General features: G+C 60.9%; 11 protein-coding genes, 1 tRNA gene and 1 pseudogene. 10 read left to right on the plus strand and 3 right to left on the minus strand.

Annotation, left to right across the window (positions count from 1 at the left end; all coding sequences use genetic code 11):
* Positions 1–49: 49 nt before the first annotated feature.
* Positions 50–684: pseudogene (locus ACTHND_RS02405) on the plus strand (IS5 family transposase); the annotation flags it as partial.
* 168 nt (positions 685–852) lie between these two features.
* Here the strand turns inward: ACTHND_RS02405 and ACTHND_RS02410 are convergent.
* Together ACTHND_RS02410 and metG are read right to left on the minus strand one after the other, a co-directional pair.
* Positions 853–1,257 carry a DUF805 domain-containing protein gene (locus ACTHND_RS02410; RefSeq protein WP_440175694.1) on the minus strand — a complete coding sequence of 135 codons (405 nt, stop codon included), beginning with the start codon at positions 1,255–1,257 and terminating at the stop codon, positions 853–855.
* 80 nt (positions 1,258–1,337) lie between these two features.
* Complete coding sequence (metG, locus tag ACTHND_RS02415; RefSeq protein ID WP_440175695.1) at positions 1,338–3,053, minus strand: methionine--tRNA ligase; 1,716 nt, start codon at positions 3,051–3,053, stop codon at positions 1,338–1,340.
* A 174-nt stretch (positions 3,054–3,227) separates the two neighbouring features.
* On the opposite strand from metG, the gene ACTHND_RS02420 reads away from it, so the two are divergent.
* A tRNA-Thr gene (locus ACTHND_RS02420) sits at positions 3,228–3,303 on the plus strand.
* A 204-nt stretch (positions 3,304–3,507) separates the two neighbouring features.
* Positions 3,508–4,125 (plus strand): FMN-binding negative transcriptional regulator, encoded by a 618-nt coding sequence (locus tag ACTHND_RS02425; protein WP_440175696.1) that lies wholly within the window; start codon positions 3,508–3,510, stop codon positions 4,123–4,125.
* Here the strand turns inward: ACTHND_RS02425 and ACTHND_RS02430 are convergent, their stop codons facing one another.
* Positions 4,126–4,932, minus strand: a complete 807-nt coding sequence (locus ACTHND_RS02430) for an AraC family transcriptional regulator (protein WP_440175697.1) — start codon at positions 4,930–4,932, stop codon at positions 4,126–4,128.
* A gap of 127 nt (positions 4,933–5,059) precedes the next feature.
* On the opposite strand from ACTHND_RS02430, the gene ACTHND_RS02435 reads away from it, so the two are divergent.
* The 7 genes from ACTHND_RS02435 to ACTHND_RS02465 all read left to right on the plus strand — a co-directional run bounded on the left by ACTHND_RS02435 (position 5,060) and on the right by ACTHND_RS02465 (position 16,644).
* Entirely contained in the window at positions 5,060–6,559 is a 1,500-nt protein-coding gene (locus tag ACTHND_RS02435) for an amino acid permease (RefSeq protein WP_440175698.1), read from the plus strand.
* 14 nt (positions 6,560–6,573) lie between these two features.
* On the plus strand, positions 6,574–7,644 hold the full coding sequence (locus ACTHND_RS02440; RefSeq protein ID WP_440175699.1) for a PepSY-associated TM helix domain-containing protein: 1,071 nt from the start codon (positions 6,574–6,576) through the stop codon (positions 7,642–7,644).
* Positions 7,645–7,892: 248 nt separating this feature from the next.
* Positions 7,893–10,034, plus strand: coding sequence for a TonB-dependent siderophore receptor (locus ACTHND_RS02445; RefSeq protein WP_440175700.1), 2,142 nt, complete (start codon positions 7,893–7,895; stop codon positions 10,032–10,034).
* Positions 10,035–10,119: 85 nt separating this feature from the next.
* Positions 10,120–11,589, plus strand: coding sequence for an amidohydrolase family protein (locus ACTHND_RS02450; protein WP_440175701.1), 1,470 nt, complete (start codon positions 10,120–10,122; stop codon positions 11,587–11,589).
* Complete coding sequence (locus ACTHND_RS02455; protein WP_440175702.1) at positions 11,586–12,842, plus strand: amidohydrolase family protein; 1,257 nt, start codon at positions 11,586–11,588, stop codon at positions 12,840–12,842. Before ACTHND_RS02450 ends, ACTHND_RS02455 begins: the two co-directional genes overlap by 4 nt.
* A gap of 32 nt (positions 12,843–12,874) precedes the next feature.
* Positions 12,875–16,183, plus strand: a complete 3,309-nt coding sequence (locus tag ACTHND_RS02460) for an amidohydrolase family protein (protein ID WP_440175703.1) — start codon at positions 12,875–12,877, stop codon at positions 16,181–16,183.
* Complete coding sequence (locus ACTHND_RS02465; RefSeq protein ID WP_440175704.1) at positions 16,180–16,644, plus strand: hypothetical protein; 465 nt, start codon at positions 16,180–16,182, stop codon at positions 16,642–16,644. The genes ACTHND_RS02460 and ACTHND_RS02465 overlap by 4 nt, the downstream gene beginning before the upstream one ends.
* The last annotated feature ends 33 nt before the right edge of the window (positions 16,645–16,677 follow it).

The following is a 16,677-nucleotide window of genomic DNA, read 5'->3' on the forward strand; positions in this document are numbered from 1 at the left end:
TTCCGAAATCAGGTTTGTTGTGTTTCACTCTTTTCAGGAGTGACTTGCCATGAGTGATTTGTTTTTGCTGTCTGAGCGCCAGTTCCACCCGCATCGCGTCCGTATTTTCCGCTGTCGCACGGTGTACCGCGTGTGGATGACTTCGGGTTGTGAGCGGGATTATTTACGTTATAAAACATGGACTTCAGTGGAAAGATACGCCGTCAGGTTACGGCCCACACAAGACGCTATACAACCGGTTTATCCGCTGGGGCCGGCTGGGTGTATTCAACCGCATTTTCGCGGCTCTGGCCGGACATGCCGGTGAGCCTGACCGGCTGATGATCGATGCACCCCATCTGAAGGCACATCGGACGGCGGCAAGCCTCCTTAAAAAGGGCTCTTTCCCGCTGCATCGGTCGCACGAAAGGCGGCCTCAACTCAAAGCTCCACGCTGTGACAGACGGCCAGGGGCGGCCTTTGGTGCTGCTTCTGTCCGAAGGCCAGATGAGCGACTATAAAGGTGCGGCCCTGCTGCTTGACTCTTTGCTCAAGGCTAAAGACCTGCTGGCTGACCGTGGCTATGACGCTGACTGGTTCCGCAAAGCCTTGATTGACAAAGGTATTACGCCCTGCATTCCGCCAAGGCAAAACCGAAAAATCCAGGTCGACTACGACAAACGGCTCTACAAACAGCGCCACAGGTCGAGAACATGTTTGCAAAACTGTAGCCTTCTGGATCAATCAATGAGTCCTGAGCCTAAAGAGTGTCTGAAACAGAGACATATTTCCCCCTCTAAAAAGCCGGGAAAGAATCAGCCCTCCGGTAATAAACTTCAAAATATCTGGCATTTTAAAGAAACACTTCGGCGGTCATAGCCCTTTCGGTGACGGCCCGTATTTGTTCGGACCTTGGGTTCCGTCCATGAAGCCGCACTCGATCAGTTGCCACAGCCAGCCGATAAACGGGATCAGGGTGATCAGTATCCACCAGCCGGACTTGTCGCGGTCGTGCCAGCGCTTGACGATGACCGCAAGCTTCATCCAGATCGCCACGATTCCCAAAAGCCCGAAGCCCGGATTGTGCTCGATAAACCAAAAGCCGGGGCCATACCAGTCATGGCGACCATGTGCCCACCCGCTGCCGTAATCGACATGGATATGGCCGAACTGCCAGAAAATGCCGCCGTAAAGCACCGACAGGACAAGGAAAAACAGCCACAGATGCAGACGGCGCACGCGCCCCTGAAAGCTGAACAGGAACTGGACGGGATTCATGACATACCCCCGATCATTGTTTCACAATGAAACGGAATATACGCGGTTAAAACGGTTATCCTACTGAATTCGCCGTAACCTTACGCCTCGCTGCCGCCAAACCGCTCGGCCCATTCAGCGATCATGTCGTCATCGATCTTCTTGAACAGCACTTCGCCGGACTGCACCTTCTGACCGGCCAGCAATTGGCTCAGTTCCGCCTTGGCGTCCATCGACGGCCAGGCCAGCGGCAATTCAACCCCAACGCAATCGGCTATGCTCTGCGCGGCAAACGGAATGATCGGCTGAGCCAGAACGGCATAGAGGCGCACCAGGTTCAAGCCGTGGCGCACGATCACACCGGCGCGTTCCACGTCCGTCTTGAAGGCGGTCCAGGGCGCGGCTTCCTGCAAGTATTCATTACCCAGCACCCAGATACGGCGAACGGCCTGGGCGGCCTTGCGCATTTCCATCGCCTCGAAAGCTTCCGTCGCCTCGACCAGCAAGGCTGAAATATCGGCATAAAGCTTTTCTTCGAGCGGCCCCGCCTCACCGCCCGCCGGCACAATGCCGTCGAACTTCGATTCGGTGAACTTGAGTATGCGGTTGACAAAATTGCCGAGCACATCGGCCAGATCCTTGTTGATCGTGGCCTGGAACTGCTCCCAGGTGAAGGACGAGTCCGAGCCTTCCGGCGCATTGGCGATCAGATACCAGCGCCAGTAATCAGCCGGCAGGATTTCGAGCGCCTCGTCCATGAAGACGCCGCGGTTCATCGAGGTCGAGAACTTGCCGCCGTACCAGTTGAGCCAGTTGAAGGCTTTCAGCGTATCGACCATCTTCCACGGTTCGCCGGAACCCAGAATAGTGGCCGGGAAACTAACCGTGTGGAAGGCGACATTGTCCTTGCCCATAAATTCGACATAGCGGACATCAGAGGCCCCGCGATCGAGGCGCCACCACTTTTGCCAGCCGTCGGGGTTACCCTGAGCGGTGAAGTATTCCCTGGTCGAACCGATATATTCGATCGGCGCGTCGAACCAGACATAGAAGACCTTGTCCTCGAAACCGGGACGCGGCTTGCCATCCTTGGTTACCGGCACGCCCCACTTCAGATCGCGCGTGATGCCACGGTCGATCAGGCCCTCTTCCAGATGCTTGTTGGCGATGCTGAGCGCCAGTGGCGGCCACTCGGACTTGCCGGCGATCCATTCGCGCAGTTGCGGTTCGACCTTGGTTTGCAGGAGGTAGAGGTGGCGCGTATCGCGCACTTCGAGATTGCGCGAACCGGAAACGGCCGAATAGGGATTGATCAGGTCGGTGGGGTCCAGCAGGCGACCGCAGTTATCGCACTGGTCGCCGCGCGCCTTGTCGTAACCACAATGCGGACAGGTGCCTTCGACATAACGATCCGGCAGGAAGCGGCCATCATCGATAGAGAAGACCATCTTGTCGACGCGTTCCTCGATCAGGCCGTTTTTATCCAGCGCCTCGCAGAAGGCTTGCGTCAATTCGCGGTTTTCCGGCGAGGATGAGCGGCCAAACCAGTCATAGCTCAGGCCAAAAGCTTCGCCGGCGTTCTTTTGGATTTGGTGCTGCTCATCGCAGTAGGTGCGCACATCCTGCCCGGCCTTCGCAGCGGCCAGTTCTGCCGGCGTGCCGTGTTCGTCGGTGGCGCAGATATAGAGCACATTATGGCCCCGCGCCCGCTGGAAGCGCGCGAAAACATCCGCCGGCAGCATGGAGCCGGCCAGGTTGCCGAGGTGCTTGATGCCGTTGATATAGGGAAGTGCGGAGGTGATCAGGATGCGGGACATATGGGGTCTTTCAGCTCTCTAATGGTGAGAAGGCCGTGGTCATAAACCATTTCGGCGGCTGAAATATAGGGATGATGCGCAAATGAGCAAAAAAATCCGCGCATGAGATATGGACAAGCCGCGCTGCCATCGGCATAAGACCCCTCCTCGGACCCGACGGTCCGGAATATGTGCGCCGGTTTAGCTCAGATGGTAGAGCAGTTGTTTTGTAAACATCAGGTCGCGGGTTCGATTCCTGCAACCGGCACCACTTCTCCCACGCTTACCGATTACATTCATTCCCTGCATGAACCCGCGAATCCGCTCATTTGTTTGCTAAAGCAAACGGGGGTTCGTTTCCTGCAACCGGCACCACCTTCCTCTCCATGACCCCGCAAGTATTTGGCCCGAAAACATGATCGTTGGGCCTGAATAGCGGCTGTAACCTCGCCGGTTATCGCGGTAGAACCGGCTGATGGACCCGAAACCCGCCAAATACGCCCCGAAATCCGACGCCGATATCCTCGATATCGTCACGCGCTATCCGTTTGCCTGGATCGTTACGGCTGCCAATGGATTCGGCGCCACCCAGCTTCCGGTTCGGCCATATATGGAAGACGGTCGACTGGCCGGTCTGATCGGACATTTCGGGCGCAACAATCCCCAGATCGCGCATCTGCGCGCCCACCCGCGTGCGCTTCTACTGGTCACCGGCCCGCACGGCTACATCTCGCCCTCCTGGCTGACAGACCGCACCCAGGCCCCGACCTGGAACTATGCCAGCGTCGCTTTCGATTGCGACATCCGCCTGATTGAAGATGCCCCCGGCATAGAGGCGCTCCTGCGCGATCTTATCGACACCATGGAGGCAGGCCGCGACAATGCCTGGTCGCTGGACGACATGGGCGAACGCGCGGCACGGCTGGCGCAGGGCGTAGTGGGCTTTCACGCCCGGATTATAGATGTACAGCCGGCTTTCAAAATGGGCCAGGATGAAGCCGCGCGGGAATATGGCGAAATCCTTACAGCGCTGGACCGCGCGGGCGAAACAGACCTGGCAACCGCTATGCGCCGGCAGAATCCGGACCGCTGATCAGGTGTCCGCAGCCGGCTTTGTGAGCTGGCTGAAATACTGGCTGGGAGGCGTACCGAAGGCGCGCTGGAACATGGTGCCGAACGCGCTGGGGCTGTTATACCCGACCTCGTAGGCAACCGTCGTCACCGACTTGCCGGAGGCCAGCATGGATACCGCCTCCGCCAGCCTGACCTGCTGGCGCCACTCTGAAAAGGTGATGCCCGTTTCCCGGCGGAAAGCGCGCGTGAAGGTGCGGCGCCCCATGCAGGCCACCGCGGCCCAGTGATCGAGGTCATCTTCCGCCGCCGGATCATCCATGATCTTCCGGCATATGCGCGAGAGGCGCGGATCCTTTGGCATCGGTATGTTGAGCGCCGACGCCGGATGCTCGACCGCCTCGGCGATCTCGTCGAGAATCAGCTCCATGATGCGCGCCTCGCGGCCATTGAGGCTGTACTCGATCGGCAGGTTGCCCGCCTCGATAATCAGTTCACGCAGCAAGGGCGATATCTTCAACGTCTGGCAGCGCTTCGGCATCCGGCTGTCGGCATCCGGCTCGACATAAAGCGTGCGCAGCGACACATGCCCCCGGCAATGGGCCTCATGACGCACGCCCGCCGGCATCCATACGCCGCGCTGCGGGGGAATCGTGAAACTGACCTCATCGGTTATAACCGACATCACACCAGATGTGGCGTACAGCAACTGGGCCCGTTCGTGGCTGTGCGGCGGATCGACATGATCCGGTGAATATTCGTCAATCAGCACAGCGATCGGGCGATTGACCTTCTGATAATCTTCACCATGCGTGCTGCGTGTCATCATGTGGCCCGTTGTAGATGATTTGCGCTCCATTCGCTGTAGCGCGCCAGACACAGCGCGTTAAAAATTATCCGCATACTATACGTCCGAGAGTCCTGCTGCCTTTACATCCCCAGCACCGGAGCCATTCATGCCTGCCAGACTGTTCGCGCGAAAATCCATTGAGGCCCTGCAGGCTGAAGAACACCCCCTGCACCGGACGCTCGGCGGCCTACAGCTCATGCTGCTGGGGATCGGCTGCATTGTCGGAGCCGGCGTCTACGTCATGACGGGCACGGCGGCGGCCCATTTCGCCGGGCCGGCCGTCACGCTGTCCTTCCTTCTGGCCGCGACCGCCTGCGGTTTTACCGCCCTGTGCTATGCCGAACTGGCCTCCACCATTCCGGTCTCCGGCTCTTCCTACACCTATGCCTACGCCACCCTGGGCCAGGTCGTGGCCTGGGGACTGAGCTGGCTCCTGATGCTGGAATACGGTCTTGCCGGCTCCGCCCTCGCCGTCGGCTTTTCCAGCTATCTGGTCAGCCTGCTGGGTGATTTCGGCGTCCATATTCCAGCCTGGCTCTCCACGCCTTCGGTGGTCTCCACGGTCGTGGACGGACGAACCAGCTTTTCACTGAGCGGCGGGGTCAACCTGATCGCCGCAATCGCGCTGCTGATCAGCGCCGTGATCCTGTCGGCGGGGGTCTCAAAGTCTACCCTTGTCACCACCATCCTTGTGTTCATCAAGATATCCGTGCTGGTCGCCTTCGTGGCTGTCGGCAGCGGCGCGGTGAAGCCGGCCAACTGGACCCCCTTTATTCCGGCCAATGAAGGCGGCTTTGCCTTCGGCTGGCAGGGCATCGTCCGCGGCGCCTCCATCCTGTTCTTTGCCTATCTGGGTTTTGAAACCGTATCGACCGCCGCCAGCGAAACGAAAAACCCGCAAAGGAATATGCCGATCGGCATACTGGGCGCGCTCTTCGTCTGCACAGCCCTTTACATCGCGGTGGCAGCCGTACTGACCGGCCTTGTACCCTACAGGGAACTGGGCGTGGCCGACCCGATCGCCGTGGCGGTTGACCGTATCGGCCAGCCGGCCTTTGCCTTTATCATCAAGATCGGCGCCCTGACCGGCCTCGCCTCCGTCCTGCTGGTCAATGGCTACGGACATTCGCGCATTTGCTACGCCATGGGACGCGACGGCCTGATTCCGCCGCTGTTCTCGAAGGTCCATTCGCGCTTGCGGACGCCGGTCTGGGGCACGATCACTGTCTGCCTCACCTCGGCGGTCATCGCGGCCTTTCTGCCCATTTCCGTGCTGGGCGACATGGTCAGTTTCGGCACGGCCCTCGCTTTTTCAATCGTCGCCTTCAGCCTGATCTGGCTGCGCAATCGCCGCCCCGACCTGCCCCGGCCCTTTCGCGTGCCGCTGGGCGGTTTCACGATCGGCAAGATATGGATCGGCTATGTCCCCCTGATGGCCATTGTGCTGTGCTTCGGCATGGTTATACCCGTCGGCATGGATATTCTTTCGCAGGCCGGGCGCGGCGACGTCCTGCCGGCCATATTCCTCGGCCTGTATCTGCTGGCGGGCGTGCTGATCTACGCCTTCTATGGCTATCGCAACGCCCGCCGGCCAGACACTGAATAAACCGGAGACGAACCATGCAGATCAGGACCATCCACCGTTATGTCAGTCTCGTTTTTGCCGCTCTCTGGGTTTTTCAGGCGGTCACCGGCTGCCTGATCGTCTTCCGCTGGGATATTGACGACAACGGTGTTGCCGGCTCGCGCTCCGCTTTCCAGGCCGAACGCCTGGGCGCGCGACTGGACAGTATGGTCCTCGAGCCCGACACACATGTGTCATCTGTCTGGTCGGCCAATAACAGCGCCAGCCGCTTCGATATCTTCTACAGCCGGGCTGATGCGGACCGGACCCTGCGTGTCGATGGACAGGGCGAACCTTTGCGCGACCGGCGCAATGACACGCTCTCCGACGGCAATATCTTCGACCGCCTGAGCGACCTTCATATGGCCCTGATGCTGGGAGATGCCGGCCGGGCCTTTCTCGGCCTCAGTGGTCTCCTGCTTTTGACTAACATCGGCCTGGGTCTCAAGCTCGCCTGGCCGCGCGCCGGCCAGTGGCTGAAGGCACTGGGCCGCCCTAAAGGCAAGGCCGCCCTTCCCCTGCTCCACGGATGGCACCGTACCGCCGGCCTGTGGGTCGCCGTTCCGGCCTTTATCACTATTTCCGCCGGCGTCCTGCTGGCCTTTGACCATGGTCTTGAGGGGCTTCTTAAAGCCGAAATCCCGGCGCCCGCGGGGGTAAGGCCGGCTTCAGGCGACAGGATCAAGCCATCCGTCGCATTGACGGCGGCTTTGGCGCCCTATCCCGGCGCCACCCTTTCCGGCTTCTCCCTGCCTGGCGAAGATACGCCCTGGTACAAGGTCCGCCTGCGGGCGAAGGGCGAAATACCACGCATCTGGGGACTGACAACTGTGTATATAGATGCGCATGACGGGCGGATTTTAAGCGCGTATGATCCTCGTCAGGCGCATGGCCCGGTCCGACTGGTAATGGACACTGTTTACCCGCTGCATACCGGGCAGATCGGCGGGATCGCAGGCCGTATTTTGCAGTTGCTCATTGGCCTCTGGCTGATGGCCATGGCGGGACTGGGAATCAGCCTGTGGTGGACACGCGAACGCCTTGCCAGGAAAAAGTCTGCGTCCTGATCGCCTCGCGCACTTCAAAAATATTGCATTGCACAAAAAACTATCTCGCGGAGCGCCCTTTTTCGTCCAAATCGTCCGAAACTGAAGCACTTTGGCAACATAAGATCCCACATCCACTTTACGCGGCCTGATCGCAAGATAAACTGTCCTCAGCTAGACATCGGGCCTCAAAAAAAGAGAGTTACAGTTTCGTCACGTTACCAAGACAGCTTCATGTCATGGGCAATTCAATAAGGAGCGGAATTGAAATGCTGACCCAACGGACTTCGATAAACAAAACCATTACACGGGCCCTGCTGATGGCAACCGTGGCCACGGCCTGCATGGGCGGCACCGCCCTGGCACAGCAGGACGACACCGGCGATGGCCTCAAGACCACCAAGGAAACCGTTGACGGCGCAACCGTCGTCATCATCCGGTCCAAGCGTTTTGTCCCGAGCGGCGCCATGTCGGCCAACAAGACCGACATCCCCCTGATCCGGACGCCGCAGTCGGTTTCCGTCATCAACCGCGACCAGATCGACCTGCTGGGCTTCACCGACCTGCAACAGGCGGTACGTTATACCTCCGGCGCCTTTGGTGAAAACTATGGCCCGGACCTGCGCTACGATTTCGTCACCATGCGCGGCTTTACGCCCAAGCAATATGTCGATGGCCTGGCCGCCCCAGTCACCACCACCATCTTCTCGACCGGCGTCGATCTCTACGCCTTCGATACGGCCAGCATCATCAAGGGGCCGGCCGCCACGCTTTACGGCAATTCGCCTCCGGGCGGCCTCTATAATGAGACCAGCCGCCGTGCCAGCCGCACTTTCGGCGGTGAAATCCAGGGCAAGCTCGGCAGCTATGACTACAAGTCGATAGCCGGCACGGTCACCGGCGCCCTTTCCAGCAATGTCTCGGCCCGTCTGACCGGCCTCTATCTCGACCGCGGCGCAGAGCGCGACGGCGTCTCGGCCAAACGCAGCCTGATCGCCCCGACCGTCACCTGGAAGATCACCGACAACGACACCCTGACGGGCCTGGCCTATCTGCAGGATGACGAGGTTGACGGCGACACCAATGGCTTCCTGCCTGAAGTTGGTACTCTGTTGCCCAATCCGAACGGCCAGGTGAGTGAATCGACCAATCTCGGTGAGCCGGATTACAACATCTACAAGCGCAACCAGTGGGCCGTCGGTTACGACTACAAGCACACCTTCAGCGACAACCTGTCCTTCTCGTCAAACGCCAAGTACAGCAAGTACCGCGAGAACAGCAAGGTGATCTATGGGGCGGCGCTTGAAGCCGATAACCGCACGGTCGACCGCTACAGCTTCCCCTATATGGAAAATGTCGAGAGCTTCGCCATCGATAATCGCCTGGACGGCACCTTCACCGCCGGCAGCGTAACGCACAAGGTTCTGGCCGGTATCGACTACCGTGATGTCAAGAACTTTGCACAGTACGGCTTTGCCATGGCTTCGTCGATCGACCTGTATAATCCGGTCTACAGCGACGCCTCCACAATCGTTACGCCTCCATGGAATCCTTATAACGATCAGGATCTGAAGCAGACCGGCCTCTATGTCCAGGATCAGATCGGCATCAACAAGCTGTTCATCACGCTGGGCGGGCGCTATGACGAGGACAAGATCGTCACCAAGACCTATCTGCCCGCGACGACGACCAAGGACAGCAAGTTCACCTACCGTGTCGGCGCCAACTACCTGTTCGACAATGGCGTCGCGCCCTATGCCAGCTATTCGACTTCGTTTGAGCCGGTCATCGGCACTGGCTTCCGCCCGACCGAAGGCGAGCAGTCGGAAATCGGCGTGAAATATGACGGCCGCACACTGGATAATGGTGTCAAGCTCTTCGCCACCGCCGCCCTCTACGACATCAAGCAGACTAATGTCGTCTCGACGGTCTATTACCCGACCTTCATCAGCACCCAGATCGGGGAAGTCGAGGTCAAGGGCTTCGAGACCGAGTTTGTGGCCCGTATCAACGAGCAGTTCTCGATCAACGGCTCCTATACCTACACGGACAGCGAAGTCCTGGCCTCCAACAATCCGGCCGAAATCGGCGGCCCGATGCCGACGACGCCGAAGGACAAGTTCTCGCTATTCGCCGACTATACGCTGAAATCCGGCAGTCTCGGCGGTCTCGGTTTTGGCCTGGGTGTTCGCTATAACTCAAAGAGCCTCGGCTCCTATGGCACCGGCATCTGGGGCCAGCAATCGACCCTGTTCGACGCGGCTGTCCACTATGACACCCCGGACTGGCGCATCGCTCTGAACGGCAGCAACATCACTGATGTGAAGTATGTTGCCCGCTGCTCCGGTTCGGTCGGCTGTACCTACGGCGCCGGCCAGAACTGGACCGCGACACTGACGCGGAAGTTCTGATCCACAGAGGCCCGTTTCCGGTATCCGGAGGCGGGCCTTTGCCATATATTTCATAAGCGTAAACTGACGATACAGGGGCTGTTCGATGAAGGGTTCATTTTCCAGGGTATGGCTGCCCCTCATTGCCCTGTCCCTCTTTTGCCCCGCGACCTGGGCCGCCGTACCGCACCGCGTGTCGCATCGACCGCCCGTGACACGCGATGAAAAGCCAAAGCCTGACTTTGTCGCTGAAAAAGCACAGGAACATCCCATCCCCTTCCTGCTCGGCACCAATCCGAGCACCTACAAGCCCCTGCCCCGCCAGGATGTGCTGATCACCCACGCCACAGTGCTCGATGGCGCCGGTCATCGCCTCGATGACGCCGATGTCCTCAGCCACGACGGCAAGATCGTCGCTGTCGGACAACAGCTTGACGGCGGTAATGCCCGCGTAATCGACGCCAAAGGCCGCTGGGTCACCCCCGGCCTGATCGATCCCCACAGCCATGACGGCACCTATTCGATGCCGCTGACCTCGATCGACAGCGACTCGTCCGACGTCTCGGAACTGAGTTCGCCGATCGCCGCCGACACCTGGATCGAGCACGCGATCAATACCCAGGACGCCAGCTTCCTGTATGCGCTGCAAGGCGGGGTCACTACGCTCCAGATCCTGCCGGGTTCCACGCCGCAGATCGGCGGCCGGGCGGTGACGCTGCATCCGATCCCCGCCACCTCGGTCGCCGCCATGAAGTTCCCCGATGCCCCGACGGGCCTGAAGATGTCATGCGGCGAGAACGCCAAGGGCTATTACGGCGGCAAGGGCATGAGGCCGAACAGCCGGCAGGGTGAAATGGCCAATTTTCGTGATATTTTCAGCCAGGCCGTAGCCTATCGTGACCAGTGGAACCACTATCACGCCGATCCGCACGGCCCGCCACCATCGCGTGACCTGAAGCTCGATACCCTGGCGGCTGTTCTGGACGGCGACCTGCGGGTCAATATTCATTGCTATCGCGCCGACGACATGGCCGAGATGCAGGCCCTGGCCACCGAATTCGATTTCAAAATCATCGCCTTCCACCACACGGTCGAGGGCTACAAGAATCCCGACCTGTTCACCAAAACCGGCACCTGCGCCATCGTCTGGCCGGACTGGTGGGGCTTCAAGATGGAGGCCAATGACGGCATCCGCGAAAATGCCGCCATTCTCGATGCCGCCGGCGCCTGCGTCACCGTCCATTCAGATTCGCCGGTCATCGGCCAGAGGCTGAACATCGAAGCCGCCAAGGCCGCGGCCGCCGGCCGGCACATGGGCCTGCCGGAGCCACCGGAGCACATCATCAAATGGATCACCAGCAATCCGGCCAAGGTTCTGGGTCTCGAAGACAGGATCGGCACGCTCGCGCCAGGCTACAATGCCGATATCGTCATCTGGTCGGGCGATCCGTTCAGCATCTATACCAAGGCGGATACCGTTCTGATCGATGGCGCCATCGCCTATGACCGACACGATCCGGCTTATCAGCCGCTGAGTGATTTCCAGCTTGGCCGCAAGGCGGGAGTTGCCCAATGATACGCTCTCTTGCGCTCGCTCTTCTGCTGCTTCCTGCGACGGCCACCGCTCAGGATCTGGCCATAACCCACGCCGAAGCCTGGCCCATGACCGGCGCCGGCAAGGTGTCCGACGCGACCGTCGTCGTACATGACGGCCGGATCGTCTCGGTCACCCCTTCCGGCGCAGTGCCTCAGGGCGCTACTGTGATCGATGCCGGTGGCCGGATGCTGACGCCTGGCCTGATGAACGCCGCTACCCAGTTGGGCCTGGTCGAGACGGGTGCGGCAGATGAAACCAATGACAAGTCGAGCACCAACACCACACTGGGGGCCTCGTTCGACATCCAGTACGCGCTCAACTCGAATAGCGTGCTTCTGCCCGTGGCCCGCGCCGATGGCCTGACCCGTGCGGTCAGCTATCCCGGTGCCGCCGGCACGGCCCCTTTCATGGGACAGGCCGCCACTATCCACCTGACAGAGACCGGCGACATTCTCGAACGGCCCCAGGCCGCTATGTACGTGCAGATCGGCAGCGCTACGCTTTCCGCCGCCGGCGGTTCGCGCAGCGCCCAGTGGCAGCTTTTACGCAATGCCCTGACCGAGGCCGGCCGTTATAAGCCGGGCCAGCCCGATCAGCCGATCAGCCGCCTCGATGCCGAGGCCCTGCAACAGGTGCTGAAAGGCCAGTTGCTGGTGATCCTAACCCAGCGCGAATCCGATATCCGTCAGGCCATCGCCCTTGCCCGTGATTTCAAACTGCGCGTCGCCGTGATGGGCGCTGATGAGGCCTGGCGCTGCGCCGATGCGCTGGCCGCGGCGAAGATCCCCGTGATCCTCGATCCGATGGATAACCTGCCGATCAGCTTCGACCAGATCGGCGCGCGGCTGGATAATGCCGCCATCCTCGGCAAGGCCGGCGTGCAACTGGCCTTTTATGCCTCCGGCAACACCATCTACCTCTCCTACGATGCGGGCGAAGCCATGCGTGAAGTGGCCGGCCTCGCCGTCGCCAATGGCCTGCCCTATGAGGACGCCCTGGCCGCCATGACGCGTAACCCCGCCGCCATCTTCGGCCTCAATGACCATTATGGCACCCTGGCGAAGTATCAGGAAGCCGACATCGTCATCTGGGATGGCGATCCGCTGGAGCCCGGCACCTACCCATGGAAGATCTTCGTCGCCGGCCAAGAAGCCTCGCTGGAAACGCGCCAGACCCTGCTGCGCGACCGCTATGCCAAGCCGTCTGCCCTGCCCCCAGTCTATCAGAAATGAAGACTCTGGCAAAAATGAAGACACTGACAGAAATGAAAACCCTACCCCTCATCGCGCTCGTCGCCCTGTTCGCCTCAACCGCCGTTCACGCCCATGATGACGACCTGCCCGTGCCTTTCGGCAATGCCGTCGGCTGGATCAAGGACGGCGCCGGCGCGGTCGACAATGTTCGTCCGCGACAGGCCAAAGGGCAGGTCTTGCCGCTGAAGCCGACGCGCAAGATCAGCTTCGATACCGACGAGGGCACCTGGATGTCGCTGGGCGTTTCGCCCGACGGCAAGACAATGGTTTTCGACATGCTGGGCGATATCTACGCCCTGGATAAGAAGGGCGGCGCGGCAAAACCTTTGCGCACTGGCCTGCCATTCGAGTCGCAGCCGGTCTTTTCGCCGGATGGCAAACAGATCGCTTTTATCAGCGATGCCTCCGGCGCCGACAATCTCTGGGTCATGAAGGCCGATGGCACGGGCGCCCACCAGGTCAGCTTCGGTGATGACGATACAGTACTGGTGTCGCCCGAATGGGCGCCGGACGGCCAGACCGTCTACCTCAGCCGCTATCGCCCCAGCTATAACGCCTATGAACTGTGGCAATATGGCATGAACGGCACGGAAACCCTGATCGTGCCCTCCAAGGCCACCGCCGATCAGAGCCGCGATGTCTGGCTAAGCACACTGGGCGCCACGCCTTCGCCGGACGGCAAGTCGCTCTACATGGCCCGCCATATCGGTCCGGTCGATCCCGACCAGCGCGACGAGTGGACCATCGTCAAACGCGATCTCGCCACCGGCAGCGAAACCACCGTGGTCGCCGAGCCCTCCGGTTCCGGCCACAGCCGCAATCCCGGCGCCTATTTCCGCCCGGTGGTCTCGCCCGATGGCCGCTACCTCGCCTACGCTACGCGCTTCGACAACCAGACCGGCCTGCGCCTGCGCGACCTGCAAACCGGAGAGGACAAATGGCTGGCCTTCCCGGTGACGCACGACCAACTCCAGGCCAATAGCTGGCTGGACCTGCTGCCGCGCTATAGTTTTGCACCCGACAGCCAGTCGATTCTGATCACCGCCGGTGGCAAGTTCCAGCGCATCGCGCTTGATGGTGCGCCAACGCCGATCCCCTTCACGGCCCATGTGCAGTTGGCGCTGGGCGCGCTCAGCCGGCAAAAGATCACCGAAGACACCGGCCCGATCCACGCCCACATCATCCAGACGCCGCAGATGTCGCCGGATGGGTCGCAACTGGCGTTTTCAGCGCTCGGCAAGATCTATGTCATGTCGTTGGCTCCCAACGCGACACCCCGTCAGATCGCCGATGGCTGGCAGCCGTCATGGTCGCCCGATGGCAAGAGCCTGACCTATGTCACATGGTCGGCGCGGAACTCCGGCGATGTCTGGACCGTGGCGCTGGATGGCTCCGCACCGAAAAAAATCAGTGCACGTTCGGACTACTACACCTACCCGGTCTTTACGCCTGACGGCACACAGGTGCTTACCGAGCGCTCCGCCCAGCGCGACCGCCTGCGCCTCTACATGGAATATGGGCCCTTGCGCGAAGCCACCCTGGTCAGCCTGCCGGTCAATGGCAGTGCGGTGCGCGATATCGTCACCACCTATATGGGCCAGCGCCCGACCTTCACGAATGAGCCGGACGCGGCCTACCTGCAAACCGGCGGCGGACTGTCGCGCGTTGACCTGAAAACCGGCGCGGTCACCGATATTGTGTCAGTCAATGGTCCCGGCTGGTATTTCCAGGATGGACCGGTGCCCGTGGATTCTCTGCGTCTGTCACCCGATGGCAAGTGGATCGCCGCCATCATCGGTCAGCAACTGCACGTGGTCGAGCGCCCCGCGGCCGACGTCAAAGCCATCGACCTGTCCGATCCGAAGATCCGGCACCGCCGCATTACCGATGTCGGCGCGGACTTCATGGAATGGTCGGCCGACGGCAAGACCCTGACCTATGCCCTGGGCTCGACCTTCTACGAGCGCTCGCTCGACAGCATCAGCTTTGATGACAAGCCGAACTGGACGCCCGATCCCGGCAAGCCGGACCGCTTCCACGCCGATGTCGTCGTCCCGCGCGATGAACCGAAGGGCCTGCTTCTCCTGCGCGGCGCCACCGCCCTGCCCATGGATGCGCCGGCCATCGCCAGTGCCGACATCCTGATCGATGGCAACCGCATCGCCAAAATCGGCCCGCGCGGCAGCTTCGATGTTCCGGCCGCCGCCACCATCCGCGATGTCTCTGGCAAGACCATCATGCCGGGTTTCATTGATACGCACGACCACGTAGGCACAGTGCGCCGTGACGTGCTCGATAGTGAAGACTGGGCTTTGCGCGAACGCCTGGCTTACGGCGTCACCACCAGTTTTGATCCCTCGACCCTGACGATCGATGAAATTGTCTACAAGGACATGCTCGATGCCGGTCTGATGATCGGCCCGCGCCTGCCTTCCACCGGCATGGCCCTGTTCAGTTTCAACCGGTTCTCGTCGCTGGAGGACACCCAAAAAGTCCTCAGCCGCTTCCATGCCGATTACGGCCTGAGCAATATCAAGTCCTACCGCGTCGGCCCGCGCAAGGTGCGCGAATGGGTGCAGATGGCGGCCCTCGACGAGAAGCTGCAACCGACCACCGAGGGCGCGCTGTCGCTCAAGCTCGACCTCAGCCAGATCATGGATGGCTATTCCGGCAATGAACACGCGCTCGTCGCCCTGCCGATCTACAAGGATGTCATCCAGTTGCTGGCGCAGAGCCGCACCAGCTATACGACGACACTTCAGATCACCAATGGCGGCGCCACCGGCCAGGATTATTTTATCGCCCGCGACAATCCGTCATCGAGCGAAAAATACCGCTATTTCACGCCGCACTTCGCCCTGGCCCAGATGACGACGCGCCTCGATCAGTGGCTGCCGCTGTCGGAATACGCTTTTCCGACCGTCGCCAGGGGGGCGGCGGATATCCAGCGCGCCGGCGGCCTCGTCGGCATCGGCGCCCACGGCAATACACCCGGCCTTGGCTTCCACTGGGAGTTGGAGGCGCATGTCATGGGCGGCATGACGCCGGAAGAAGCCCTGCACGCCGGCACGCTCGGCTCGGCCGAAACCATCGGCCGCGTCGGTGAGATCGGCAGCCTGACACCCGGCAAGTTCGCCGACCTGCTGATCCTCGATGCCGATCCCCGCACCGACATCACCAATGCCTGGAAGATCAATCAGGTCATGAAAAACGGCCGTCTCTATCAGGCCAATGATCTCAGTCAGGTCTGGCCCGATGTCGTGCCCGCCACCACACCGTGGTTCGCCGATGAATATCCCGCCGCCGGAGCCTCCAAATGATCAAATCCATTCTTATCACCGCCGGTCTGCTGACGGCCGTCACGCCCGCCTTAGCCAAACCCAAAACGCCCGCGGCTGCGCCCGTTGTGAATCCCGCGCCTGCCCCCGCCCCCACGCCGGTGCCCCTTACCCAGGTCGAAATCTATCGCATCGCGCCGGGCCAGCATCAGGCCTTTCTCGAATTCATCGCCAAGTGCGACGAGGCCAACACACTCGCCGGCCTGCCGCCCCGCCAGCTCTACGTCCACAGCGACGGGGCCGACTGGGACTTCATGATCATCCAGCCGGCCCACACCCCGCCGGAAAAAGCCGCGGCACTTGATGCCGCCTGGGACAAGGTCGGCCTGCCGTCAGGATCGAACTTCTTCTTCGAGATCCGCAAATATATCGCCGAACACACCGACACGGCCGCAAAAGGCCCGACGACCGCCGCCGACTATCTGGCGACCGCCAGCCGGTAAGCCGTCGTTTGGCCCGTTCGGAACATTTATTGA

Origin of the sequence: Asticcacaulis sp. (assembly GCF_051954415.1) — a bacterium.
Lineage (GTDB): Bacteria > Pseudomonadota > Alphaproteobacteria > Caulobacterales > Caulobacteraceae > Asticcacaulis.

Coding starts and splice junctions, on each gene's coding strand:
- ACTHND_RS02410 (WP_440175694.1), bottom strand. CDS start 1,257: ATGAATCCCGTCCAGTTCCTGTTCAGCTTTCAGGGGCGCGTGCGCCGT.
- metG (WP_440175695.1), bottom strand. CDS start 3,053: ATGTCCCGCATCCTGATCACCTCCGCACTTCCCTATATCAACGGCATC.
- ACTHND_RS02425 (WP_440175696.1), top strand. CDS start 3,508: ATGGACCCGAAACCCGCCAAATACGCCCCGAAATCCGACGCCGATATC.
- ACTHND_RS02430 (WP_440175697.1), bottom strand. CDS start 4,932: ATGATGACACGCAGCACGCATGGTGAAGATTATCAGAAGGTCAATCGC.
- ACTHND_RS02435 (WP_440175698.1), top strand. CDS start 5,060: ATGCCTGCCAGACTGTTCGCGCGAAAATCCATTGAGGCCCTGCAGGCT.
- ACTHND_RS02440 (WP_440175699.1), top strand. CDS start 6,574: ATGCAGATCAGGACCATCCACCGTTATGTCAGTCTCGTTTTTGCCGCT.
- ACTHND_RS02445 (WP_440175700.1), top strand. CDS start 7,893: ATGCTGACCCAACGGACTTCGATAAACAAAACCATTACACGGGCCCTG.
- ACTHND_RS02450 (WP_440175701.1), top strand. CDS start 10,120: ATGAAGGGTTCATTTTCCAGGGTATGGCTGCCCCTCATTGCCCTGTCC.
- ACTHND_RS02455 (WP_440175702.1), top strand. CDS start 11,586: ATGATACGCTCTCTTGCGCTCGCTCTTCTGCTGCTTCCTGCGACGGCC.
- ACTHND_RS02460 (WP_440175703.1), top strand. CDS start 12,875: ATGAAAACCCTACCCCTCATCGCGCTCGTCGCCCTGTTCGCCTCAACC.
- ACTHND_RS02465 (WP_440175704.1), top strand. CDS start 16,180: ATGATCAAATCCATTCTTATCACCGCCGGTCTGCTGACGGCCGTCACG.